Annotated in this window: 21 protein-coding genes and 1 pseudogene; 8 read left to right on the plus strand and 14 right to left on the minus strand. The window is 64.7% G+C overall.

The features are described from left to right. Window position 1 precedes the first annotated feature (1 nt). Window positions 2-280 carry a ferredoxin gene (locus tag G6N57_RS09765; protein WP_077740267.1) on the plus strand — a complete coding sequence of 93 codons (279 nt, stop codon included), beginning with the start codon at window positions 2-4 and terminating at the stop codon, window positions 278-280. A gap of 18 nt (window positions 281-298) precedes the next feature. On the opposite strand, the gene G6N57_RS09770 is transcribed toward G6N57_RS09765, so the two are convergent. Together G6N57_RS09770 and G6N57_RS09775 are read right to left on the minus strand one after the other, a co-directional pair. Beyond that, a complete protein-coding gene (locus tag G6N57_RS09770) occupies window positions 299-865 on the minus strand; it encodes a TetR/AcrR family transcriptional regulator (RefSeq protein ID WP_065457617.1) in 567 nt (188 codons plus the stop codon). A 176-nt stretch (window positions 866-1,041) separates the two neighbouring features. Next, the gene (locus tag G6N57_RS09775) at window positions 1,042-1,971 is read right to left on the minus strand and encodes a hypothetical protein (protein WP_036447374.1); all 930 of its coding nucleotides are present in this window, start codon (window positions 1,969-1,971) and stop codon (window positions 1,042-1,044) included. 212 nt (window positions 1,972-2,183) lie between these two features. Between G6N57_RS09775 and G6N57_RS09780 the strand changes: the two genes are divergently transcribed. Then, window positions 2,184-2,798, plus strand: a complete 615-nt coding sequence (locus G6N57_RS09780; RefSeq protein ID WP_077740268.1) for a TetR/AcrR family transcriptional regulator — start codon at window positions 2,184-2,186, stop codon at window positions 2,796-2,798. Between the two features lie 26 nt (window positions 2,799-2,824). Here the strand turns inward: G6N57_RS09780 and G6N57_RS09785 are convergent, their stop codons facing one another. The 12 genes from G6N57_RS09785 to G6N57_RS09840 form a co-directional block, all read right to left on the minus strand. Continuing rightward, entirely contained in the window at window positions 2,825-3,268 is a 444-nt protein-coding gene (locus tag G6N57_RS09785; protein WP_174814472.1) for a nuclear transport factor 2 family protein, read from the minus strand. 20 nt (window positions 3,269-3,288) lie between these two features. After that, window positions 3,289-4,071 (minus strand): SDR family NAD(P)-dependent oxidoreductase, encoded by a 783-nt coding sequence (locus tag G6N57_RS09790; RefSeq protein ID WP_077740269.1) that lies wholly within the window; start codon window positions 4,069-4,071, stop codon window positions 3,289-3,291. A 16-nt stretch (window positions 4,072-4,087) separates the two neighbouring features. Then, on the minus strand, window positions 4,088-5,164 hold the full coding sequence (locus G6N57_RS09795) for a hypothetical protein (protein ID WP_077740270.1): 1,077 nt from the start codon (window positions 5,162-5,164) through the stop codon (window positions 4,088-4,090). Further along, the gene (locus tag G6N57_RS09800; RefSeq protein WP_077740271.1) at window positions 5,151-6,191 is read right to left on the minus strand and encodes an alpha/beta hydrolase; all 1,041 of its coding nucleotides are present in this window, start codon (window positions 6,189-6,191) and stop codon (window positions 5,151-5,153) included. Before G6N57_RS09800 ends, G6N57_RS09795 begins: the two co-directional genes overlap by 14 nt. A gap of 1 nt (window position 6,192) precedes the next feature. Continuing rightward, window positions 6,193-7,056, minus strand: a complete 864-nt coding sequence (locus G6N57_RS09805; protein ID WP_077740272.1) for an SDR family oxidoreductase — start codon at window positions 7,054-7,056, stop codon at window positions 6,193-6,195. Then, window positions 7,053-7,541 (minus strand): nuclear transport factor 2 family protein, encoded by a 489-nt coding sequence (locus G6N57_RS09810; protein WP_077740273.1) that lies wholly within the window; start codon window positions 7,539-7,541, stop codon window positions 7,053-7,055. Before G6N57_RS09810 ends, G6N57_RS09805 begins: the two co-directional genes overlap by 4 nt. A 65-nt stretch (window positions 7,542-7,606) precedes the next feature. After that, window positions 7,607-8,668 (minus strand): acyl-CoA dehydrogenase family protein, encoded by a 1,062-nt coding sequence (locus G6N57_RS09815; RefSeq protein WP_077740274.1) that lies wholly within the window; start codon window positions 8,666-8,668, stop codon window positions 7,607-7,609. Further along, window positions 8,665-9,783 (minus strand): acyl-CoA dehydrogenase family protein, encoded by a 1,119-nt coding sequence (locus G6N57_RS09820; RefSeq protein ID WP_077740275.1) that lies wholly within the window; start codon window positions 9,781-9,783, stop codon window positions 8,665-8,667. Before G6N57_RS09820 ends, G6N57_RS09815 begins: the two co-directional genes overlap by 4 nt. Beyond that, the gene (locus tag G6N57_RS09825) at window positions 9,768-10,544 is read right to left on the minus strand and encodes a crotonase/enoyl-CoA hydratase family protein (protein WP_077740276.1); all 777 of its coding nucleotides are present in this window, start codon (window positions 10,542-10,544) and stop codon (window positions 9,768-9,770) included. The genes G6N57_RS09820 and G6N57_RS09825 overlap by 16 nt, the downstream gene beginning before the upstream one ends. Then, a complete protein-coding gene (locus G6N57_RS09830) occupies window positions 10,541-11,974 on the minus strand; it encodes an aldehyde dehydrogenase family protein (RefSeq protein ID WP_077740277.1) in 1,434 nt (477 codons plus the stop codon). Before G6N57_RS09830 ends, G6N57_RS09825 begins: the two co-directional genes overlap by 4 nt. 27 nt (window positions 11,975-12,001) lie before the next feature. Further along, window positions 12,002-13,108: a zinc-binding dehydrogenase gene (locus G6N57_RS09835; RefSeq protein ID WP_077740278.1), complete on the minus strand. Its 1,107-nt coding sequence runs from the start codon at window positions 13,106-13,108 to the stop codon at window positions 12,002-12,004. 10 nt (window positions 13,109-13,118) lie between these two features. Continuing rightward, window positions 13,119-14,705: an acyl-CoA synthetase gene (locus tag G6N57_RS09840; RefSeq protein ID WP_077740279.1), complete on the minus strand. Its 1,587-nt coding sequence runs from the start codon at window positions 14,703-14,705 to the stop codon at window positions 13,119-13,121. Between the two features lie 103 nt (window positions 14,706-14,808). On the opposite strand from G6N57_RS09840, the gene G6N57_RS09845 reads away from it, so the two are divergent. The 6 genes and pseudogenes from G6N57_RS09845 (at window position 14,809) to G6N57_RS09870 (ending at window position 23,966) form a co-directional block, all read left to right on the plus strand. Then, window positions 14,809-16,734, plus strand: a complete 1,926-nt coding sequence (locus G6N57_RS09845) for a flavin-containing monooxygenase (RefSeq protein ID WP_077740280.1) — start codon at window positions 14,809-14,811, stop codon at window positions 16,732-16,734. After that, window positions 16,731-17,618, plus strand: a complete 888-nt coding sequence (locus G6N57_RS09850) for an SDR family NAD(P)-dependent oxidoreductase (protein ID WP_077740281.1) — start codon at window positions 16,731-16,733, stop codon at window positions 17,616-17,618. The genes G6N57_RS09845 and G6N57_RS09850 overlap by 4 nt, the downstream gene beginning before the upstream one ends. 73 nt (window positions 17,619-17,691) lie before the next feature. Further along, window positions 17,692-18,699, plus strand: a pseudogene (locus G6N57_RS09855) (HNH endonuclease signature motif containing protein); the annotation flags it as partial. A gap of 21 nt (window positions 18,700-18,720) precedes the next feature. After that, on the plus strand, window positions 18,721-20,160 hold the full coding sequence (locus G6N57_RS09860; protein WP_011725674.1) for a recombinase family protein: 1,440 nt from the start codon (window positions 18,721-18,723) through the stop codon (window positions 20,158-20,160). 243 nt (window positions 20,161-20,403) lie between these two features. Continuing rightward, entirely contained in the window at window positions 20,404-21,402 is a 999-nt protein-coding gene (locus tag G6N57_RS09865) for an AAA family ATPase (protein ID WP_011725675.1), read from the plus strand. A gap of 5 nt (window positions 21,403-21,407) precedes the next feature. Continuing rightward, window positions 21,408-23,966: a S8 family peptidase gene (locus G6N57_RS09870; protein WP_023882498.1), complete on the plus strand. Its 2,559-nt coding sequence runs from the start codon at window positions 21,408-21,410 to the stop codon at window positions 23,964-23,966. Window positions 23,967-24,340: the final 374 nt, after the last annotated feature.

Genomic DNA, 24,340 nt, shown 5'->3' on the forward strand with positions numbered 1-24,340 from the left:
GATGGCTGTCCGGCCGGACAACCGCCTCGACGATGCGCCGATGGCGCCGGTGACGTGCGCGCGATGCGGCGCCGGCGTCGAGGTGCGCAAGAGCAGTTGGAGCCAGACCAGCGTCCAGTGGACCGGCGCTGCCCTGGATCGTTGTGAAGAGCGTTGCACCGCAGCGCGATTGGCCGGTACCGATGCCCGCGACCTGTTCCTGACCTGCTCGACCCTGGGCGGGTCCATCGTGGACGCGGTGCGTTCGGGTGCGCTGCAGGTGGTCGACGAGACTTCGTGAACTTCTGAATCCGTCCGGCTACCGCTTCAGCAGGCCGACGGTACGGGTGAGCCGTTCTGACAGCTCCGCCGCGGCGATGCGCCGCTGAGCGAACGCGGCAACGTTGGACATCCAGACGTCAGACAGTATTTCGGCGGCGCCGATCTCCCGGGTGGGCGATTCACCTTCTGACGCGGAACCGACGAAGATTCGGACCACCTGCTGTCGCACCCGATCCGCCTGGGTCGCGGCGGTGCCGTCGGCGTAGAGATAGGGGCGGATCATGGCCTCGGCAAACAGCGACGATGAGCACAGCCGGTCGGTGAGGGTCAGGGCAACCCGCAGCAGTCGCCGAAACGGATCCGGCTCATCGGTGACGCAGACATACTCCGTCTCGAAATCCCACAGCCATTCGTAGAAGCACGCGAGCAGCAGCTCATCCTTCGACGGGAAGTATTGGTACACAGTGCCGGCCGACACACCCGCCGCGGCGGTGACTGAACGGATCTGACAGGCGTCATAGCCCAGGACGGCCAGCTCTGTCGCACAGGCGATGATCCGATCACGCCGTTCCCCTCGCCGAGCCTGGATTCTCGTTGTCCGCATCTCTGGCTCTGGACGGGAGAGACTCTGCAACACTGCCCACTCCTTCACTACGCGGGACCTGACAACGAGAAGGCTAAGCCGGGCTCGGCGCAGTGGACACAGACGTTCTCGCTGACCGGGCAGTCGTGTACCCAGCCACCGAACGGGTCGCCGATGGCTGGGTCGCGCAGGGCGTCCTACGTGGATGACACGGGCATGATCGGAATCTTCTTCATCGCGCTGGCACGAGGATCTGGTGCGGCCGCCGCGGCCGCGTGGTTCTCTTCTCCTCTGGTGTAGGTCCACACGCAGAAAGGCTCGCCTTCGGCGAACTTGAAGTCTTTGGGCGGCAGGTTGATGGCAAGCTTGCAGCCCGGGAAGAAGGGTGCCGAAATACGTTGCTCGAAGGTGCAGTTCATCCATGCGCGGGCAGGTGGGTAGAGGCCTTCATCAGTGTATTTCTGGAGCACCTCGCAGCGGCGCATGTTCAACACCACGTGATCGGGGTTGTACACGATGTACTCGCCGCCATATCCCAGAGTCCCATCGATACTCAGCACCGCCAGCTTGAGGAAATCTACGACGTGAACGGGTTCGATCTTGAAGACCTTCGCCAGCTTCGGGTACTGGTAGTCGATGATGAGCTGGTACATGTCGGGTAGCCCGAGCCAGACCTCTTCCTCAGGGATGATCTTTGTCCACTGGTCGATGAAGTAGTTGTGGCCCTTGAGGTACTGGTCCCAATAGGTCTTGATCAGGCGGATCAACGCCGGCTTTGTGAGGTCTTCGGTCTGCACGTCGAACGGGATGGCTTGGTACTGGGCGTTCTTCCAGTCCCAACCGGGAGGCGCGATGAACCGTCCCATCGGCATCACCTGCCGCATGCCGGCCCGGGAGACCTCGGCGGCAATGTCCATGGCCGCGTTGATGCCGACCTTCTGTGAGTAGATCTGGACATGGGCGTAGGGGACGAAGTTCAGAACGTCTTCGAACACCTTGGCCAAGCCGAGAAGAAAATCGCGCGAGAAGTCTTGGATATTACCGACTTTGCCCATGAAGTCGTGGGTGTAGTCGTCGTAGTTGAGTTCCTCGCCTTCAGCGGTGAGGTCTTCGGTGTCCGTTGCCATGTGTTCCTCCTGTTGTTGCGTCAATGCGTGAGGGAGTGTTGGCAGAAACTGCACATGTGGCAGAATCTGCCAACTCAACGAATGGTAAGCAGCGCGAGACGTAGGTCACGGGTTGTCTCCCGGTGACCGGGAGGAATGTGAACGTGCGGACCGGCCCGGCAGTCGCCGAACGCTAGTATCGAAAATGCTGGTCAGATGAGGGGACGAAACACATGCAGGTGGCGCACAAGCCGACCTCGCTGACCGAGCGGCGCGCCGAAGACCTTCGGTTCGAAATCGCAGTGGCCGCTCGCGATCTGTTCCTTGCCGAGGGTTCGACTTCGGTCACCGTAGAGCGGATCTGTACCGCCGCGGGTATTGCGCCGCGCACCTTTCACCGCCATTTTCCGGTGAAAGAGGACGTCGTGTTGCCGCTGTTTCGCCGGTTCGGCACCCTGAGCGTCGAGGTGCTTGCGGACGCCGGTCCAGGCGGTGATGTCGTCGACATCCTTGTCGAAGCGTTCAGCACCGAGGTACCGAAACGCGGCACCGTCGAATTCGACCGCACGTTCATGGCATTGGTGGTCAACGATCCCCAGTACCGGCTGCGCTGGCTGGATTGGGGGCAGGACCTCATCGGCCCGATTACCGAGTTCCTGGGTGCCAGGTTTGATCTCGGCAACAACCCGCATACGCGAGAACTGCCGGCACAGCTGGTGATTCAGGTGTGCCGGCACGCGTACTTGCGCTGGGTTGCCGACGGTGACTTCGCCGGCCTGCGCTCCGCTCTGCGAGTCGGGATGCAGATGGTGGTGGAAGCCCTGCCGGTGGTGTCGCGGCAGGGCTGACCCACAGCAGTAGGAGCCGGAATCGGCTAGCTGCCGAAGATCTCCAGTGCTCCGACGTACGCCCGGTTGGCCTTGATTCGTTCGGCGATCCGCCACCGCCCGCCGACGTCCCGTCGCCAGGTGTCGTGGTAGTCGCCCAGCGTGTAGAAGCGCGTCGAGGGGTCGCCGGCTGAATTCAGATGAACGTCGCGGATGTAGGCCTTGCTCGTGGCGGTGTCGTCGACGACGTCGATGACAATGTTGCCCAGCAGATGCTGGGTGGGCCCGCAGTTGTCGAGGAAACCGCGAATCATGTCGATGATCGCGGCGGCTCCCACCAAGCGTCCGGTTCCGAAATCGCCTTCCGCTTCCGGAAAGAGGATCTCGGCCATCGTCGCCCAGTCTCTGGCGTCCATGGCTCGGGCAAAGAGATTCAGCGCCCGTTCGATGTCCCGCTCATCGCGCATCACTCTCAGGGCGGCTGAATCCATGCCGACATTCCTTTCCGTGCTCAGGCGTGTGCGCCGCCGTCGACACGGATCTCGGTGCCGGTGATGAACGCGCCATCATCGGAGGCGACCATGGCAATGACCGATGCTACTGCGCCTGGGTCGCCGAGGATTTCGCTTTCGGTGCCATGTAGCAGCGGGGTCTGCTTGGCCCAGAGCCCGAGGTCGTATCCCTCGGGCATCTTGTCCAGAGTGCTGTTGGCCAGCGCTGTCGACACGCCGCCGGGCTGGATGTTGACCGCGCGCAGGCCCTGTTTCGAGTACTCCAGTGCCAGCGAGTGGGTGAAGCTGAGGATGCCGCCCTTGCTGGCTGCATATGCCGCCATGTACGGGTGGGCGAACGTCGCGGCGGTGGACGTGAAATTCACGACGACGCCCCGGCCGGACCGCAGTAGTGCAGGCAGTGCCTGCCGGGTCATCAGGAACGTACCGGTGAGATTCACTGCCAGGGTGCGGTTCCACTCGTCCAGAGTGGTTTCGTGCGTGTGCGAACAGGTCTGCATCGCAGCTACATTGACCAGAACCTCAAGCCCGCCGAGCTCGGCCACAGCCGCGTCAACCGCGGCGATCACGTCCTCTTCGCGGGAGATGTCGAGGACGCCGGTGGTGAGGCGTTTGGCATTGCCGGCCAGTTCGGCGGCCTCCGCTGTTGCGGTCAGTCCGTCGGCCGAGATGTCGTACGCCACAACGGTGGCACCTTCGTCGAGCAGTCGGGCCACCGTGGCCGCGCCGATACCCGACCCCGCGCCGGTGACGATGACGCGGCGATCTGAGAAGCGATCCATTGATTACCCCTAGGACTCAAGAGAATTGGAATGCGGAGATCGGAGCATCGTCCGGGTAGGTGCTGGGACCTCCGAGATCGTAGGCGGCGTTCAGAGCGCCGATGAACTGTGGGTCGTGTAGCGGTTCGCCTGGCACGTCGAGCTTGATGCCTTTGCCCTTGAGGTCGTCGACCATCATTTCGATGGCCCGTTCGACCGTGATGTCGTCGGACCCGTCCATGTTCTTCTTGAGTTCGTCGTAGTCGGAGAACACCTCGGCGGACCAGTGCACAAGGAACCGCAATTCGTCGGTGTGGTGGCGAGCGATGACGTCCTCCCCATTCTTCAGCAGCCACTGGTCACCGTGCGCCGGGTCCCCGGTGAACACGGTGTCGAAGGCCAGACCGGACGGAACCTGTTGCTCCAATGGGCCATTGGCTTCCCCGCGGTGCACCATCATCTCGTTCTGCACCACGACACCGCGGTTGTTGATCGGCGGCAGCACGCGGGCGGGCGGTTTGAGCGGGCCATCGGGCCAGTAGGTGAAGCCCGAACCCTCGTCAAGGGAGAACCAGGTGATCACCTGAGCCATCTTGATCAAGTAGTCGGTGAACAGGCCGGACTTACCCATCACGCTGCACAGCCAGGTCGGGGCGTTCTCGTGGCGGACGCCGCGGAAGCTCGGGGAGTCCAGGTGACCGGGGTCGCGGTTGGCGCACGGGCCGTTGATGTTGAACAGCATCATCTCCGGCTTGGCGTACTCGGCGTTCCAGTAACTCTTGGCCTGATCGATGAAGCCGGCGTTGTAGAAGCAGTCATGTAGCTCGGGGTACAGGACGGTGCCATAGTTGGCCAGGTAACCGCGGAACGTCGGGGTGAGGAACAGGTCCAGCGACGGAGTGAATCCCTCGGGGAAAGCGCCGCTCATGGTGGCCATCAACTCATCGGCGGAGGCGAAGTGCTGGGCGATGATGAGCTTCCACGGACCCTGCGTGTGCACGACGTCGAGCAGCCTGCGCTTCTGATCTTCGGTGTAGACGTCAGTCAGCTCGCGCGGTGGAGCGACGGGACGCAGGATGTCGGACAACTCAAGACGCTGCTCATCGGTCAGCATGGTGATCTCCTTCGATGGTGTGGTTCTCGATTGTGGGCAGCGGTCGTCCCGGCGGAGCCGCCGTCGTCCGGTGATCGGGAGACTCGTTGTCGCCCAAGGGGTGGGCGAACTTGGCCCGAAGCAGCGCACCGATTTCGGCCAGCGCCAAGCGTCCACGTGCGGTGGCATCTGACCGCATCAGAAAGCCGTGATACATGCCGGGATAGCGCGTTACGGTGGTTTGCACGCCTGCGTCACGCAGCCTTTCGGCGTAGCGCTCGCCCCAATCTCGGATCGGGTCGCACTCGCCGGTCACGACGATGGCCGCAGGCAACCCGCTCAGATCGCTTGCGTAGGCCGGCACCTGGTACGGGTCTCGCGGCGATCCGCCACTGCGATCCACCAGTTCGTGCATGTAGACGATGTCGTTGTGGCGCAACAGGGGTGCGTCCGGCATGGAGGTGATCGACGCGGCACCCATGTCGCGGTCCAGGCCGGGATACAACAGAACCTGAGCGCAGATGCGCGGGCCGTCATGGTCGCGGGCTGCCAATGCCACTGCGGCGGCCAGTGATCCGCCGGCACTGTCGCCGATCACGGCCAGCCGGTTCTCGTCGACGCCCAGGTCGTCCGCGTGGGCGGCAACCCATTCAGTGACCGCGTAGGCATCATCGAATTGCGCGGGCGGTGGCGATTCCGGTGCCAAGCGATATTCGACTGCCACGACGACGGCACCGCTGGCGCTGGCGAGTTCGCGCGCCAGCGGCTCGAACGAATGGTTGGATCCCATTACGAGGCCACCGCCGTGCAGATAGACGAGCACCGGTGGTCGCACGTGATCGGTGGGGCGATACAGCCGGACCGGAATCGGCCCGGCCGGCCCCGGCGCCGTCAGGTCTTCGATGCTCTTCATCGGGCGCATCTCGGGACGGGGGGCCGATTCGATGCCCGCGCGTACCGCGGCCAAACCGCGAGCCCGCATGGGAGCGATCTCGCCGAATGCCGCCACCCGCGCAGCGGCGTCGGAATCTAGCGGTGGATAGGTCATTTCAACTCTGGGCGGGGTCGAACCGGCGCTGGGTACGCAGGTGAGGCGGCTCTTGGTTGGTCAGCACACGAGCGCGCTCCGCCATCGCCGAGCCGACGTAGTCGGGTTGGGTGAGGAGATAGAACCGTCCTTCGGCGGCTTGGTCGAAGACCACCTTGGCTGCGGCGAGTGGATCCATCGCCTCGGCCTTGATGTCGAGCATCGCGGCTCGTTGCCCTTCGGCGGCGCCGGTGTCTCCGGCGTCCACGCCGCCGGCGGATTCGAAGATGTCGGACACCACGGCGCCGGGCAGCACCGCCTGCACGTGCAGGTGGTGATCATGACCGGCGGCCCGCACCTCCAGATGCAGGCATTCGGTCAGGGCGAGAACGGCGTGTTTGCTCATGATGTAAGGCGCCTGCAGGGGAACCACGGCCACTCCGCCGATCGAGGACAGGTTCCACACCCACGCCGGTGCGTCGGTGGCCATCATCTTCGGCAGGAACGCCCTGATCCCGTGAAAGACGCCGCTGATGTTGATGTCCACGACGCGTTGCCAGTTGGCCACCGGTGTGTCCCACAGGTAGCCGAACTGCTCGATGCCGGCGTTGTTCACCAACAGTCGCACCGGGCCGACCTCGCGGTAGACCTGATCGGCCAGTGCTTGGACGGCGTCCGGGTCGCGTACGTCGCAGACGACGTCCGTCGCCGACCCGCCCGCGGCCAGGATCTCGTCGCGTAAGTCGGCGATGGCGCCGGCGTTGACGTCGGTCAGCACCACCGTCATACCCAGGCGGCTGGCGTACCGCGCCAGGCCGGCGCCGATTCCGGCGCCGGCCCCGGTGATGACTGCGACACCGCCACCGAATACCTCTCGGGCGCTCACGCGGAAGTGGCTCCGGCGGTGGTCTTGGCGGCGTGCTCGGCGAACGGGACGGAGTCCTCGGCGTCGAGCACCACCGTCATCGAGGTGAAGACCAGGCCATCAGTGGACCGCCGGATCCCGGCGTCTACGACCCCGCTGGAAACGGCGAACGGAACGTTGTTGGTGATCTGGTTGACGTACAGGTAGAAGCGGACGTTGGTGACATCACCGTCGACACCGGTGCGGAACACGTTGGTGGCGTGATGACGGCACGGATAAGGATTCTCGTTGCGGTGGTCGCGGAGCCAGGCCCGGGTCTGCGCGCCGCCGTGCAGGTCCGCGGCCAGCAGATGCTCGAACGGGCAGCTGCCGGAATCTGAGCGGCTCAGGTATTCCATCTCTTCGGCGATGCGGGTGTTCACTTCCTCGAAGTGGCCCTGGTCGTAGTGGTACCAGAACCCGGCGATGAACTCCTGAACCTCAGACAGGGCGATCTCGTTGCTCATGTCTGGGAGTCAACTCGGATGTGGCGTCGGTAACACCATCGATGACCGTTCAGTGGAACGTCACATCAACCATCGGTGATCAACGCCCAGAGGTGTTGTCCGCCAGCCGCAACGGCGGCTGCGGCCACCTGGGTGTCCCAGAAGCGCACCGAGCCGAATTCCGAGCGCCAGGCCAGGGCGGCCCGGGTGAACTCGTGCAGCCGGTGCTCGCGGGTCGTGCCGATCGCGCCGTGCACCTGGTGCGCATTGCGGACCACCACAGAGGCGGCATGGCCCGCGCACGATCGTGCCGTCGCGATCTGGAAGTCCAGATGCGCTGACTCCCAACCGGTTGCGATCGCCGTGGTGAGCGCGGCTTCGGTCGCGGCGCGCGCCAACGCAGCCTCAGCAGCAGCATCGGAGATCAGGTTCTGGATGGCCTGAAACTTGGCCAGCGGCCGTCCGAACTGCACCCGCGACGCCACGTGCTCGATGGACATCGTCACGGCGCCGTCGAGCGCGGCACACACCTGGATCGCCCGCACCATGGCCGACTTGCGCCTCAGCTGGTCCACCAGCGCCGCAGGCACCGTGGGCCCGGTCACCGTGGCGGGCTGGAGGGTGACAGTGTCCCGTGGTTCACCGATCAGATTGACCCCAGCTGTGAGGGAGAGTTCGGCCGGGTCGAACTCGGTGAGCCGGTATTCGTCACCGGCCGGTGCCAGCACGACGATGCGGTCGGCATCGCCGGCCCAGGGCACCCCGGAGGCGGTGTTGCCATTGCGCGGCTGGACACACACCGTCCGCACCTCGTCGTCGTGCGGCTGCCCGGTGGCCTCCAAGAGCCAGCATGCCAGCAGGTCGTGTTCGGCAAAGGGGGCACGCACGCCGTGACGCACTGCGGCAGTGAGCAACTCAGCGGCCTCGGGCCAGCCCGCGCCGCTGCCGCCTGCGGCCTCCGCGCCCGTCAGGCGGATGAGCCCGAGAGAGTCGAGGCGTTGCCACAGCGCGCGGTCGTGCTCGACGCGGCCACCGGGCGGGGTGTGAACCGTGTTCTCGCGGTAGTCGGAGAAGACGCCGTCCATCATGGCCGCCAGATCCGGGTCTACCGCGACCGGTGCCCCCGGGGCGAGTTCGGTCGTGTTCATCGCATGCCCAATCCCCGCGCGATGACACCGCGCAGCACTTCGTTGGTTCCGCCGCGCAACGTGAAGCCGGGGCGCTGATCCATGGCGGTGGCCACCAGATCGGTCCATCGTGGGTCCGCAAGGGTGTCGTCTCCGGTTCGCTGGTCGGCGAATTCGGCGATGTCACCCTCGACGGTGGTGCCGAGCACCTTGACGACCGCCGCGGGTACGTCGGGATTCTCGCCGCGTTGCAGCGCGTCGGCCACCGCGGTCGACATGTGATGCAGGGCGGCGATGCGCGCGACCAACCGGCCGAGACCCGGGTCGGGCGAATCGTTCTCGCAGGCCGGGTGATCGACGTATCCCGCGAGCAGTGGAAACGTCGACAGGAATCGTTCCGGGCCACTGCGCTCGAAGCCCAGCTCGGAGGTCACCTGGGTCCAACCGTTGCCGATCTCGCCGAAGACCATGGTGTCGGGGACGAACACCTCGTCGAGTACGACCTCGTTGAAATGGTGGCCGCCGTTCATCGAGACGATGGGCCGGACGTCGACGCCGGGTGAGCGGAGGTCGACGATGAACTGGCTCAGCCCGGTGTGCCGGTGCGCGGGATCCATCGGTTCGCTGCGGGCCAGCACGATGAACGCGTGGGCGCGGTGCGCCCCCGAGGTCCACACCTTGGTGCCGGTGATCGACCAGCCGCCGTCGACCCGTACGGCGCGGGTCCGGACGCTCGCGAGGTCGGAGCCCGAATCCGGCTCGCTCATCCCGATTCCGAAGAAGCATTCGCCACGCACGATGCGGGGCAGGAACTCCGACTTCTGAGCCTCGGTGCCGTACTTCAGCAGCGAGGGCACGATCTGCCGGTCGGCGATCCAGTGGGCGGCTACCGGTGCGCCTGCGGCCAGCAGTTCCTCTGTGACGACGAAGCGTTCGCGGAAGGAGCGGCCATGCCCGCCGTAGTGCACCGGAACGGTCATGCCGAGCCACCCACGTCCGGCCAGTGCCGCGGTGAAGTTCTCATCCCAGCCACACAACCAGGCATCCACCGACGGCGTGAACGCACCTGAAGCCATTTGCTCGCAGAGGAATTCGCGTACCTCCCCGCGAAGCGACGCCGTCATGACGTCCGCCATTTCGAGATGCGCTGCTCGTGCTCGGTGTCGTGATGCGCCAGCGGCTGCATCGCCGCCGCCATCGACAGCGTGGACTCCAGCGTCCCTGTGGTCGATTCCTGAAGCAGTCGCTTGGCCATCCGCAGCGCATGTGGCGGGTTGACGGCGATCCGGTCCGCGAGTGTGCGGGCCTCGGACAACAGCTCATCGTGGGGTACCACTCGGCTGACGAGTCCCCACTCCAGGGCAGTGGTGGCATCGATGCGCTCACCGGTGAACGTCAGCTCGGCGGCGCGGGCATACCCGATGGCGCGGGGCAGGAACCACGTTCCACCGTCTCCCGGGATGAGCCCGAGTTGAACGAAGCTCTCGGCGAAAGACGCACGTTCGGAGGCGATCCGGATGTCGCACATCATGGCGAGGTCACAGCCGGCGCCGATGGCCGCCCCGTTGACCGCGGCGATGAGCGGCACCTCGAGGCGACCCAGCACACGCGGGATTCGCTGGATGCCGTCGATGTAGGCCCGGCGCTGGTCGATGGCATCCAGTCCGAACATTCCCTGGCGGTCGGCCATTTCCTTGACGTTGCCGCCGGCAGAGAAGATCTTGCCGGCACCGGTCAGGACGACCGCGCGGATCGTGTTGTCCCGGTTAGCCGTATCTACACCCGATTCGAACGCCTCGATGACGTCTGTGCCGGTGATGGCGTTACCGACGTCGGGCAGATCGATCGTCCAGACCTGGACCGATCCGTCGGTGTGGATGTCCAGCGGTGAACTCACACCTGCTCCTTGAGTTGAAGGGATTTGGTCTGCAGGTATTCCTCGAAGCCGAAGCGTCCCAGCTCGCGGCCGATCCCGGATTTCTTGTAGCCACCGAATGGCGCGGTGGGGTTGTAGGCGCCGCCGTTGATGTCGAGCTGTCCGGTCTGCACCTTCCGGGCGAAGGCGATCGCGTCGTCGTCGGTCGCGGCCCAGACCGCGCCGGAAAGTCCGTAGGGCGTGCCGTTGGCGATGCGCAGCGCGTCGTCGGCATCGGCGTAGGGGATGACCGCGAGCACCGGCCCGAACACCTCTTCCTGGCCGAGTTCGGAGTCTGGATCGACGTCCGCGAAAACCGTTGGTGCCACGTAGTACCCGGCGTCGGCGATCGGCTCGGCGCCTCCGGTCAGCAAGCGGGCGCCGTCACGCCGGGCTCGTTCGATGAATCCGCGAACCGTGTCGAACTGCGACCGCGAAGCCGACGGTCCGATCCGGGTCGCAGGGTCGCGCGGATCTCCCACGGTGTAACGGGCCACTGCGGACTCGATCAGGTCCAGTGCTTCGCCGTAGCGGCTCTGCGGCACCAGCATCCTGGTCCAGGCCATGCACGTCTGTCCGCCGTTGAGGAACGCATTGCCGACGCCCACCTTGACCGCGGTGGCCAGGTCGGCGCCATCGAGGATCACGTTGGCGGATTTGCCGCCGAGTTCTAGGGCGACCTTCTTGATCGACCGCCCGGCCAGTTCTCCGACGCGGGCGCCGACCCCGGTCGATCCGGTGAACGAGACGAAATCGACGTCCGGATGTGCCGCGATGTGTTCGCCGATCACCCGGCCGGGACCGGACACCAGGTTGAGCGTTCCGGGCGGCAGGCCCGCATCCTCGCAGGCTTGTACGAACGCGAACACCGACAGCGGGGCTTCGTTGCTGGGTTTCAGCACGACGGTGCAGCCGGCGGCGATGGCAGGCAGCACCTTGGCGACCACCTGGTACAGCGGATAATTCCACGGGGTGATGGCCCCGACGACGCCGTAGGGTTCACGGAGCACCAGCGAATTGCCGATGTGCTCCTCGAATTCGAAGGTGTCCAGCACCTGGGCGAATCCCTTGGCCACGGCGAGCGGCACCTGGGTTTGCACCGTCTGGGCAATGCGTACCGGGGCACCCATCTCCGCTGTGATGAGCTCGGCTATGTCGGGTAGCCGCTTCTCCATCGCGGCGATCACGCGCTGCGTTCGATCCCGGCGCTCGGCAACGGAGATCAGCGGATCGAACGCGCGCCGGGCCGCGGCGACGGCAGCGTCGACATCGGCGGCGCCGCCGTTGGGGACGTGGCCGATCACGGCTTCGGTAGCGGGGTCGATGACTTCGACAACGTCACCGCGGTCGTTCCCCCGTGGAGTGGTCCAGCTGCCGTCGATGAACAGTCTGTCGTGTTCGAAAGTGGGCACGGTCGTCCTTGTTTCTCGTTGAAATGTTCAGGGAATCAGGCTGGCGCGCACATCGCGTTTGCCGTCGGCGGCGGCGAAGGCATCGTTGATGTCGTCAAGCGAATACGACGCTGTCGCAAGACGATCGAATGGCAGCTGGTGTTGGTGTCGGTCGAGGAAGTCCAGCGCCCGGGACAGCACCACGGGGTCGTACAGCGAGACGCCTACCATCGTCTTGTTGGTGAAGACGAACCGTGACGGGTCGAATGCGAACGTCTTGCCGATGTTGATGTTTCCGATCTCGACGTAGCGGCCGAATTGCCCGAGCATCTGCAGCCCCTCGTCGATCGCCGACGGGTGGCCGACGACCTCGACCGCGACGTCGGCGCCGTGGCCGTCGGTGAGTGCGCGCACGGCCTTCGCCCGATCTTTCGGGGTGGACATCTGGTTGAGGTCGATCACCGAATCGGCACCGAAAGCTTCTGCCAACGCCAGCCGTTCAGGAACCCCGTCGATGGCGATCACGTTGGCCGCACCCCTCGCCTTGGCCACCGCGACCGCGTAGAGACCCAGGGCGCCTGCGCCCTGGACCACAACATGTTCGCCGAGTTGCAGGTCGACCCGTTCGAGGCCGTACATGACCTGTGACAGTGCGCAGTTGGCGCCGGCGGCGATGTCGTCGCTCACCGTGTCGGGCACCGTGTAGACCACCGCACCGGCCGGAAGCAGGTAGTAGTCGCCGTAGCCGCCGACGAAAAAGGGAGGTTCGTCGGCGCGGCCCAGCATGGCCATCTTCAGGTTCAGGCAGGCGTTGCGCCGCCCCGCCAGGCAGTTGCGACAGCGGTGGCACGAGTAGAAGTACGGGAACACTATTCGGGATCCCGCGGTCAGTGGTTTGCCGTTGGAATCGGTGGACACTCCGTCGCCAAGGACTTCGACGGCGCCGACCATCTCGTGGCCCAGCACGGTGGGCAGCTGCCCGCCCAGGCCGCGCGTGGCGAAGGTGCCGTGCCAGGCGTGCACATCCGACCCGCAGATGTTCGCCCGTAGGACGCGGATCAGTATCTCTCCTGGCCCGACTTCGGGCAGGGAGACCGTCTGAATCTCAAATGGCTTGCCTGGTTCGTCGAAGCGCGCGATGCGGCCGGTGTACACAGTGATCCCTTCAGTTGCTGGTGAATTCGAGGCCGAACCGCTCGCGAAGGTCGCGTTTGAGCAGTTTGCCGCTGGGGTTCTTCGGGAGCGATTCGACAAAGAACACCTGTTTGGGGGTCTTGAATCCGGCGAGATGCGCATGGCAGTGACGCAGGATGTCCTCTTGGGTGAGGGTGGCTCCGGCCCGGGCCACCACAGCGGCGACCACCGCCTCCACCCAGACCGGGTGTGCGACCCCGAACACGGCGACTTCCTCGATGCCGTTGTGCCGGTACAGGACTTCTTCGACTTCACGGCTTGCGACGTTCTCGCCGCCGGTCTTGATCATGTCCTTCTTGCGATCCACCACGTGCAGCAGGCCGTGCTCGTCGTAGAAGCCCAGATCGCCGGAATGGAACCAGCCGCCGGCGAAGACCTTCGCGGTCTTGTCTTCATCGTCGAGGTAGCCCAGCATCAAATGCGGGCTGCGATGGGCGATTTCACCGACCGTGCCGGCCTCGACCGGAACATCGTTGTCGTCGAGGATGACGGTTTCGACATTGACGACGGGTCGGCCCGCGGCCCCGGCGTGAGCATCCTGCTCATCGGGTCCGAGGGCAGAGGCCAGCGGGGCCATCTCGGTCTGGCCGTAGAAGTTCCAGAGCCGGAGGTCGGGCAGCCGCCGGCGCATCTCGTGCAGAACCTCGGTCGGCATCGGTGATGCGCCGTAATAACCCTTCCGCAGACTCGACAGGTTCACTTCGTCGAACACCGGACTCCGAAGCAGACTGATCCATACTGTCGGCGGGGCAAAGTAATTGGTGACGCCGTAGCGCTCGATGGTGCGCAGGACCAGTTCCGGCTCGGGCCGTGGGACGATGATGCTGGTTGCGCCCAGGTATATGTCTGTGGCGAGGAAGTTGTCCAACTGCGCGCAGTGATACAGCGGCAGTGAATGGATTTCCACGTCGTCGCCCGACATGGAGCCGGCCACGATGGTGCTGATGTACTGCCACATCAAGCTGCGGCTGCTGTGCATGACGCCCTTGGGCCGCGATTCGGTACCGCTGGTGTACATCACGCGGAGCAGTTGATCGTCGTCGATCCGGCAATCCGGAACATCGGCGGTGGTGGCGAGCCAATCCGCGAAATCCGTCCAGCCCGAGGGGCTGGATTGGCCGGCGGGGACGATCGCTGCCTTAATGCGGACCGCTGTCCCGGTGGTCAGGGCCTGTTCGGCCACCGGCACGAGGTCACCCTCGACGATGAATCCCGCGGCCTGGCTGTGCCCGAGGATGTAGGAGATCTCCTCCGGCTTCAGCATGAAGTTGATGGGCACCAGCACCACCCCGGCGCGGGCAGTGGCGAACGCCAATACCGCGTACTGCCAGCAGTTGCGCGACAGCAGTGCGACCCGGTCGCCGGGATGTAGCCCTTCCTCGTGCAACGCAGCAGCGGCACGATCCACCAGGCGATCGAACTCGGCGAAGCTCAGGACCACGTCGCCATCGATGATGGCTGCCTTGTCTGGTTGCCTGCGCGCCGACCGGCGGGGGATATCGGCGAGGCTGTGGCTGCGGGTCCGGGCGATGATCGCGGCCAGGTCGTCGGAATGCATGCTCGGCAGGGTAGGCATGTGGCCGACGGCTGCGGTGGTTCGTCTCCCGCTCAGTAGACAGGACAGGCGCGGTCAGGGCCCAAGCCCTTCGATACTCGAAGCCATGACCGCTACCACTGAATCCTCGTCACTCGCGGATCGTGCCCCAGACCCCGCTGTCCTGCGCGCCCATCTCCTGGAGGCGGACCCTGGTGTTCTGGTCGCGGTGTTGGCTCAGATGACGGGCGACGCATCGGTTGTCGATCGGTATGCAGCCAAGATCGATCACGTGCCCGACCCGCCCGAGAGGGCCGGATCGACCGACCCTCAGACCGCCGAGACACTGGCCGATGAGATCATCGCCGCGTTGGGCCGACCACGCCGTGACGATGCGATTGCGGCCGACGACCGTGCTTTCTTCGCCAGCCTGCTGCCGATCGCGCTGGGCGGCCCGGTCGACGACGAACAAGTCGATCTGCTGTTGGAGCAGGGCGGTTTCCGCCCGTCACAGCCCACCTTGCCGCGCACCACACCGATTCCCCAGACCACCACCGTGGCCATCATCGGTGCCGGCATCGCCGGTCTGGCCGTGGCGCTGGCGGCAGCCGAGGAAGGTGTGCAGTTCCAGATCTTCGACCGCAACCAGGAGGTTGGCGGCACCTGGCTGACCACCACCTATCCCGGCATCGGCGTCGACACGCCATCGGCGTACTACTCGTTGTCGCGTGAGGTGAATCCGGATTGGTCGAACTACTATCCGCAGGGCGCGGAGTACCAGGCGTATCTGGTTTCGCTGGCCGACAAACACGATCTGCGTCGCCACATCCGGTTCGGCACCGAGGTCGAGGCCTTGTGGTGGGACGAAGCGCGACGGCAGTGGCAGATCCACTCGCGCACTGCCGACGGCACCCAGGACGTCGACTACGCCAGCGTCGTGGTGACCGCTGCCGGCTATCTGAACCGACCCAGGTTCCCCGAGATCGATGGACGAGACAGCTTCGCGGGCACCAGTATTCACTCAGCCCAATGGGATCCGGCACTGGATCTGGCGGGTAAGAAGGTCGCGGTGATCGGCGCCGGTTGCACGGCGGTGCAGATCGTCGATGCCTGTGTCGACGAGGTTGAGCACCTGACCGTGTTCCAACGCCAGCCGCACTGGGTGGCGCCGCGCAAGCGGCTCTCCGACGAGGTTCCCGAACACCGTCGTTATCTGGGACGGGTGCTGCCCTACTACGCGATGTGGCACCGGCTCAAGTCGTACTGGGGTACCGCCGACAACAACTACCCGATCATCCTGCAGGACCCAGACTGGTCCAAGACGCACCTGTCGATCTCGCCTACCAACGACGTGCTGCTGCAGCTGTGCTTGGATTACATCGATCGGATGTTCGGCGCCGGAAGCGAATTGGCGAAGAAGGTCACTCCGGATTTCGCGCCGTACGGCAAGCGGATCATCCGCGATCCCGGCGGCTACTACGCGGCGCTCACCCGCGAACATGTCGACGTCGAAGCCAGTGAACCCGCGGCGATCAACGAGCATGGCATCGTCACGGCCGACGGCAGGCAGATCGATCTCGACGTGATCATCTACGCGACCGGCTACCACTTGGATTTCCTGTCCACGGTCGACATCCGGGGGCGTGACGGCAAGACCCTGGCCCAGGAATGGGGTGACAGCCCGCGCGCATACCGCGGCGGCACGGTGCCGGGCTTCCCGAACCTCTTCATCACCTCGGCACCGAACTACAGCCCCGGACATGGTGCGGGGGCCAACTTCTCGATGGAGGTGCTGGCGCACTACATCGTGGAGTGCCTGCAGCTGATGGCGTTGCGCGGCGCATCGACGATGGAAGTCACCCAATCCGCGTTCCAGAGTTACGTCGACGGGATCGACGAGACGATGCAGGGCACCGTCTGGTGTCACACCCCGAACGCCCACACCTATTACCGGTCGGGCTCCGGACGTGTTGTGGTGGCCACGCCGTACCGCCTGGTGGACCTGTGGCACCAGCACCGTGCCCCGATCGAAGAGGATTTCATTCTCCGATGAGCCAGATACTGGCCGGCAGAACGGCATTGGTCACCGGCAGCAGCCGAGGTATCGGGCGTGCCATCGCACAACGACTGGCGGCTGAAGGCGCGACGGTTGCGGTGACCGCCCGCGCCTACGTCCCGACTCCGTCCACCCGGGCCGGGGTCACCGAGGCGATCCCCGGGACGATCGAGGAGACCATCGCCCTCATCGAAGCCGCCGGGGGATCTGCCTTCGGGTTGGCCGCCGATCTGGAAGACAGTGCAGCCCGGGACAGCCTGATCGATGCCGTCGTCGAGCGCACGGGCCGGCTGGACATTCTGGTCAACAACGCCGGCTACGCCGACTATTCGGTCGTCGAAGAGATGCCGGTCGAGACGTTCGACCGCACCGTGGAGCACTACCTCAAGACGCCGTTCGCATTGACGAAAGCCGCTGTGCCGCACATGCGTGCCCAGGGAGCGGGGTGGATCGTCAACATCGGATCGGTGACCGGTGTGGCCCCGGTGCGGCCGTACCGGGACTACAACAAGACCGCGGGCGACGTGATCTACGCATCGTGTAAGGCGGCACTGCACCGGTTCACCCAAGGTGTCGCGGCTGAGCTGCTCGACGCCAACGTCGCGGTGAACTGCGTCGGTCCGTCGACGGCGGTGCGCACCCCCGGGGCGGCGTCGCTGATTCCGGATACGTTTCCGACCGAACCCGTTGAGTACCTTGCCGAAACAGTGCTCGCGATGTGTCACCTGCCCGCTGCCGACCGGACGGGGCTGGTTGCCTTCAGCCTGCACTACCCGTGGTCACAACAACTTCCGGTGCACTCGCTGGACGGCGGCGCGGTGTTGCCGCCACTGCAGCCGCCGGCGGCGTCGAATCCCAACATCCTGCCCGCGGGAGTCTGAGGTCCGATCACCGTCGTTTTTTGTCGCCGTTCTGGTTCGAAAACTTGTCGGACCTGTCTGCTTTGATGGGGTTATGTCTTCGGCCGCAGTTGTTTTGGACTCCGAGTTGGGTCCGAAGCAGCGGTTGGAGGTGTTGTTCGACGAGTTGTCGCAGCTGTGTGGTCAGCGCAATGCGATCGATGGTCGGATCGTGGAGATCGTGGCTAAGATCGACCGTGACGAACTGTGCGGGATGACCGGAGCCCGCTCGGTATCGGCCATGGTGGCCTGGAAGACCGGTGTCTCACCGCGCAACGCCGAGGTTGTGGTGGCGGTGGCGCGGCGGCTCGACGAGTTCCCCCGGTGCGCCGAAGGTATGCGGGACGGCCGGCTGTCGCTGGATCAGGTCGGGGTGATCGCGGAGAAGGCAGCAGATGGTTCCGATGAGCATTACGCCGAGTTGGCTTCGGCGGCTACCGTTGGTCAGTTGCGTACCGCGATCAAGCTCGAGCCCCGCCCTCAACCTGATCCGAAACCCGAACCGCAGCGGGAGATCACCAAGATCCCCGGCCCTGACGACGAATACACCACCTGGCGGATCCGGCTACCGAGGCTGGAAGCGGCGACATTCGAGGCCGCCCTGCGGTCGCATCACGATGCGCTGGTGGCCGATTGGAAACGTGACCACGAGGCGGGCGATGAGCAGGCGCCGCCGTTCCCGGGCACAGTCGATGCGTTCATGAGCTTGGTCGAGGCGGGTTGGGATGCCGACGTGGCCGCCCGCCCGCACGGGCAACACACCACCGTCGCGGTCCATCTGAACCTCACCGACCGCATCGCCGCCCTGCATCTTGGCCCGGTGCTGACCGATGAGGAGCGCCAATACCTGTTGTGCGATGCCATCTGTGAGGTGTGGCTCGAACGCCACGGCCAACCGATCAGCGTTGGGCGCGGCACCCGCACCATCAGCCGACGACTGCGCCGTGCCTTGGAGCACCGTGACCGGTGCTGTGTGGTGCCCGGCTGCGGAGCCACCCGCGGCCTGCATGCACATCACATCGTGCACTGGGAGGACGGCGGCCCCACCGACCTCGATAAGCTGAAATATCGCTAAACTACCCTCATGGGGAAAGCGAAAACTCCAGCTCAGCGTGTCGGGGCGCGGTCCGCGGCGATCTACGCCCGCATCTCAGCCGATGTGGAGGGCACCGGCCTGGGGGTCGCCCGTCAACTCGAAGACTGCCGCAAGCTCGCCGCGGAGCGAGGCTGGCCGATCGGTGACGAGTACGTCGACAATGATGTCTCAGCGTATTCGGGAAAGCCGCGCCGCGAGTACGCCCGCATGCTGGATGACCTGAAATCCGGTGCGCGGGATGCGGTGATCGTCTACAACCTCGACCGGCTACATCGCCGTCCGGTCGAGTTGGAAGACTTCGTGACGCTGTGTGAGTCGGTCGGGGTGCGTGATGTCGCTACCGTGACCGCCGACATCGATTTGGGTAACGATGACGGGTTGTTCATGGCCCGGATTTTCGCCGCGTTCGCCGCCAAAGAATCTGGCCGCAAATCCGCGCGTATCCGCCGCAAGATGTTGCAGAACGCCGAAAAAGGCCTGCCGCACGGCCCGGCGCGCCCTTTCGGATACGAGCCCGACAAAATTACCCTGCGCCCTGAGGAAGCCAAGATCGTGCGGGAGATGGTCGACCGGTATCTCGCGGGTGCGTCGATCCGGTCGTTGACCATCTGGCTCAGCGACACCGGTGTGGCCCCGCCCGCGTCGAAGTCGTGGCAGACCACCACGGTGCGCAACATTTTGGCCTCCGGACGGATCGCCGGGCTCCGGGAGCATCATGGTGAGGTGATCGGCGCCGCGGCGTGGCCGGCGATCATCACCGCGGGCGAGCGCGACCGCATCCTTGCCCGGATGACTGCTCGCAGCGTCACGAAAACTCGCGCCCCGCGCACCTACCTGCTGTCGGGGATGTTGCGGTGCGGGCGGTGTGGGAATCGGTTGTTTTCCCAAGCCCGCCATAACAATCCGACTAACCGGGTGCGGCGCTACGTGTGTTTGAAAGGTCCCGATCACGGTGGCTGCGGGCGACTGACCGTGGTGGCGCTGCCGGTCGAGGAATTGCTCACCGATGCGGTGCTGACCCGACTGGACTCACCCCAGCTGGCAGGAGCATTAGCAGGTAGGTCCAGTGTGGACGCCGACGTCGCCGCGTTGGCCGCCCAGTTGGAGGCCGACCAGGCCCGCTTGGATGAATTGGCCGGGCTGTATGCAGAGGGGGCGGTGTCGGCGCGGGAATGGATCGCTGCCCGCGACCCCATCACCGACCGCATCGCCCGCGCCCGCCGCGACATCGCCAAGGCCACCGACACCAGTGCGGTGATGGATCTGGTGGGCTGCGGCGAGGTGCTGCGCGGTCAGTGGGATGACCTTGACATCGACCGCCAACAAGCCATCATCAAATCAGTGCTCGATCACGCCGTCATCGCACCCGGCACGCCCGGGTCGCGCAAGTTGGATATCAACCGGGTACAGCCGCATTGGCGGATTTAGAACGTCTCGTCCGTTGGGTAAACGTCTCGTCCGTCGGTACATGCCGAAACTTTGCCTTTAGAACACGTACGACTTTGCGTGTGGCGCCCGGCATTCGCTGCATTCGGGCATTCCTCGTCGGGCCAGGTTGGTGTACTTGCGTCAGGCGTGGTGTCGGGAAGCAGTCATCACGCCCGTTAGACTCAGCTCACGGGGCCTGCCGTGCTGGTCAGGACGGTTGTTTGACCCGAAGGGAGGTCAGCGGTGGCGACAAATGACCAGTTGAAGGCTCTCGTCATGAGCCACGCCGAGGGCGACGACCCCCAGTTCTACGCCGTGGCGATGCAGGTGGCTGCAAAAGCTGCACGAGCTGGGCACGCAAAGTTCGCCCAAGAACTGCGCGACCTGGTTGACGAGTTGCGTAAGCGTGGTGCAGTGAAGTCGCGGGTGGCCTCGGTGGTGCCGGTGGCGCAGCCCCGGGGTGAACTGGGCTCTCTGCTCGCTGTCAGCTATCCGGAGTCTCGACTGGCAGACCTCGTGTTATCCCCGGGTCTTGCCGAGCACCTGCGGCATGTATTGCTTGAGCAGCGTCAACGAGACATGCTTGCCCGCCACGGTCTTCGGGCCGCGGGCCGGTTGCTGCTCACCGGCCCGCCAGGGACCGGCAAGACTTCAACCGCGCGAGTTATTGCCGGCGAGTTGGGGCTTCCACTGTTTTCGGTGCGGCTGGACACAATCATCACCAAATACATGGGTGAGACGGCAGCGAAACTGCGCTTGATTTTCGATGCGCTCATCGACACGCGGGGGGTCTACTTGTTCGACGAGGTCGATGCGCTTGCCGGAGATCGGGCCGCACCCAACGACGTCGGCGAGATCCGCCGAGTCCTCAACTCCTTTCTTCAATTCCTCGAAGAGGATTCCTCGGACAGCATCATCATCGCGGCCACCAATCACCCCAAGTTGCTCGACAACGCCCTCTATCGCCGATTTGACACAGTGATGGACTTCGCACTGCCCGACGACGCGGCCACCGAGGCCGTCATCCGCAACCGACTCGCTCGGTTCCAAATCGGCAACCTGAGTTGGCCGAGGGTCGTCGCTGCCGCGCGCGGGCTCAGTCACGGAGAGATCGCGACTGCAGCAGAGAATGCGGCGAAGCGAACAGTTCTGGCTGGCCGGGCCCGGGTGCGCACCGACGACCTGGTGGCCGCCCTGCACGAACGGCCGCGTGCCAATCACCACGGCGAGTCGGCGATCTAGACGTCATGGCAGAGCGAGATCGTCCTCACCTTGTCGTGTCGGTAGCGCCAGTATCGGAGTCCTTTACGCTCGCCAGCGCTGGTGGCGGTGGCGACAAGCACGAGTTCACCGGCGATCGCAAGGGGCATGGCCGACGCCTCACTGACGAATTCAACGCCGCAGTCGCGCCTACAGCCGACGATGAGATCGAGCCTGCAGGAACCTACGTCACGTTTGTGTCGTTTCCAGATTTGGAACTGGCGTTGCAAAGTCTGGACCCGCAGCGCTCTGGTGAGCAGCCCGAGTTGGTCGCCGTCCGGGAGACGCAGACCACCGACGGGATCGTTCAGATGGCGACCGTGTACATCCCGCGGGGCAAGAAAGAGTACTTCCTCAAACGGTTGGACGCCTACGTGTCGTCTGCAGACCGGACCAAGGCTGACAATGCCGCACTAATTGAGAGTATCCAGTCGATCCGTCGAGCGACGATCCGCGAACTATGGACCGATCCCGATGAATTGTTTCCCGACGACCCCACCGAAGTCCGTTGGTGGGAGGTGTGGCTGCTTAACCGTGACCGCCGCGAACAAGCAAGATTCAGCGACTTTGTTGTCCAACACGAACTGCGCACCAGTGAGCACTATCTGGGTTTCGGTGACCGCACCGTAGTGTTGCTATACGCTTCGGCAGACCAACTGGCGCAGACGTTTCAATCAGTTGACGACATCGCCGAGTTGCGCCGACCGCACGACGTTGCCACTTTGTTGACAGAACTGCCCGCCGCCGAGCAGACCGAGTGGGTGGACGATCTGCGCGCGCGTCTACGGATGGCCGACAAGGATGCTGCGGTGGTGTGCATCCTCGACACTGGCGTGCAGGACACGCACCCTCTGCTCACCGACTCGATTGGAGCCGCGGACCTGCACGTCGCAGACCCGCGCTGGCAGACCACGCCCGTCCAATCGCACGGAACTGAGATGGCAGGCCTGGCCCTCTACGGAGACCTGCACGCCGCACTCGTCGACACCCAGCCGGTCCAATTGACTCACCGCCTGGAGTCGGTGAAGTTCTTGCCCGATAACGCCCACAACGATCGTGATCTCTACGGTGCTATCACTGCTCGCGCGGTCGACCGCCCAGAGATCCAAGCCGCCGCCCGGCGCCGCGTGTTCATGCTCGCGGTCACTGCGCGCCGCCCCTCCGTCGACGGAACTGACACCGAACCGACCACACGAATCGACACCGGCAGACCCACGTCGTGGTCGGCGGCGATCGACGCTCTGGCCTTCGGCCGGGCCATCGATGACAGCGATCCCAAGCTCACCTACCTCGACCGTGACGAGCCGCGGCGCCCGCGCCTGTTCCTCGTCTCGGCCGGCAACATCCGCGACCTTCGTGGCACCGATGATCACCTCGCTCGAAGTGATGTCGAGCCGGTCGAAGACCCCGCCCAGTCGTGGAACGCGCTCACGGTTGGCGCTTACTCCAATCGTGACGACATGTCCGGCGCACCAGCTGATTTCGCCGGCTACGTGCCGGTAGCCAAGAGGGGTGAACTATCCCCGGTCAGCCGCACGTCGGTAGTCTTTGACCGCACGAAATGGCCGTTCAAACCCGATGTGGTCGCTGATGGCGGCAACGTCGCAGTATCACCGGACCGCACAGACGTTGATACGCCGCCCAATCTCGCTCTGCTCACAACCCGCCTCCAACGCCCGGGACACGGTTTCTTCACCGCGACGCGAGACACCTCGGCCGCCACCGCTCAGGTCGCAGCCATCGCCGGCAATCTCTCCCAGGCCTACCCGCAGCTGCGCCCCGAGACCATCCGCGGGTTGATCGTGCACTCGGCTCAGTGGACCGACGCCATGCGCAACCGCTTCAACACCGAATCGAACAAGACTCGCCTCGCCAGCCTGCTGCGCCGCTACGGGATGGGTGTACCCGACGCGGCCCGCGCACTGCGTAGCGCCACCGATGCGCTCACCCTCATCGCAGAGGCCCGAATCCATCCCTACGAGCGCGACCGCGACAGCAACTCAGGCAAAGTGCGGGAGATGAATCTCCACCAACTGCCATGGCCGACCGAAATACTCGAAGGGCTAGGCGAAACCGAAGTACGCATGCGCGTGACCCTGTCCTACTTCGTTGAACCCAACCCTTCCAGCCGCGGCTGGACGGGCCGCTATATCTATCCCTCCCATGGCCTACGGTTCGCCACCCGACGCCCGGAGGACAACATCGAATCGTTCCGCCAGCGCATCAACACCCGCGCACGTATCGACGGGCAACGCCCACCTGCACTCGACACCGAGAAAGGCTGGTTCTTCGGCAGCAACCTGCAGCAGGCCCCCGGCTCACTACACACCGACATCTGGACAGGTCCAGCCGCCAACCTCGCCAGCAAGGGAGCCATCGCCGTGTACCCGGTCGCGGGATGGTGGAAAAACCAACGCAAATACGACCAAAGCAACCACGGCGTTGACTACTCACTCATCGTCAGCATCGAATCCCCACACGTCGACGTTGACCTATGGGCTCCCGTCGCCCAACAGATCAGCACAACCGTCGAAATCCAAACCTAGCCAAGCTTTTATGCCGCTGTATTCCGCGCATTACCAAATCTAGCAATGTTCACTTGCGAACCCTGATAGGAACGGTCGACGATCCCTTTGGGTATCGACGAAGGGCTCAACGGACTGACCGAGCAATCTCCTGGTGCAGGAGTATTCGCGGGATCCGCATCCTACTTCCAGAGAACGCCGTCTGCGTGCACGGTTGTGCAATTTTCACTGGTCACCTTCGACTATTCGTTGACTGGCAGTTGATGTCAAGGCTCGAACCGGGGGTTCGCCCGCCTGCGGCGCCGGCCCTGACATCAATTGCCAGCCAACAGCATTGGACCGCTGTGACCAGGCGAGGAAACAGCGTCAGAATGTGACGGCCTGGTCGCACTGAG

The organism is Mycolicibacterium boenickei (assembly GCF_010731295.1).
GTDB lineage: Bacteria > Actinomycetota > Actinomycetes > Mycobacteriales > Mycobacteriaceae > Mycobacterium > Mycobacterium boenickei.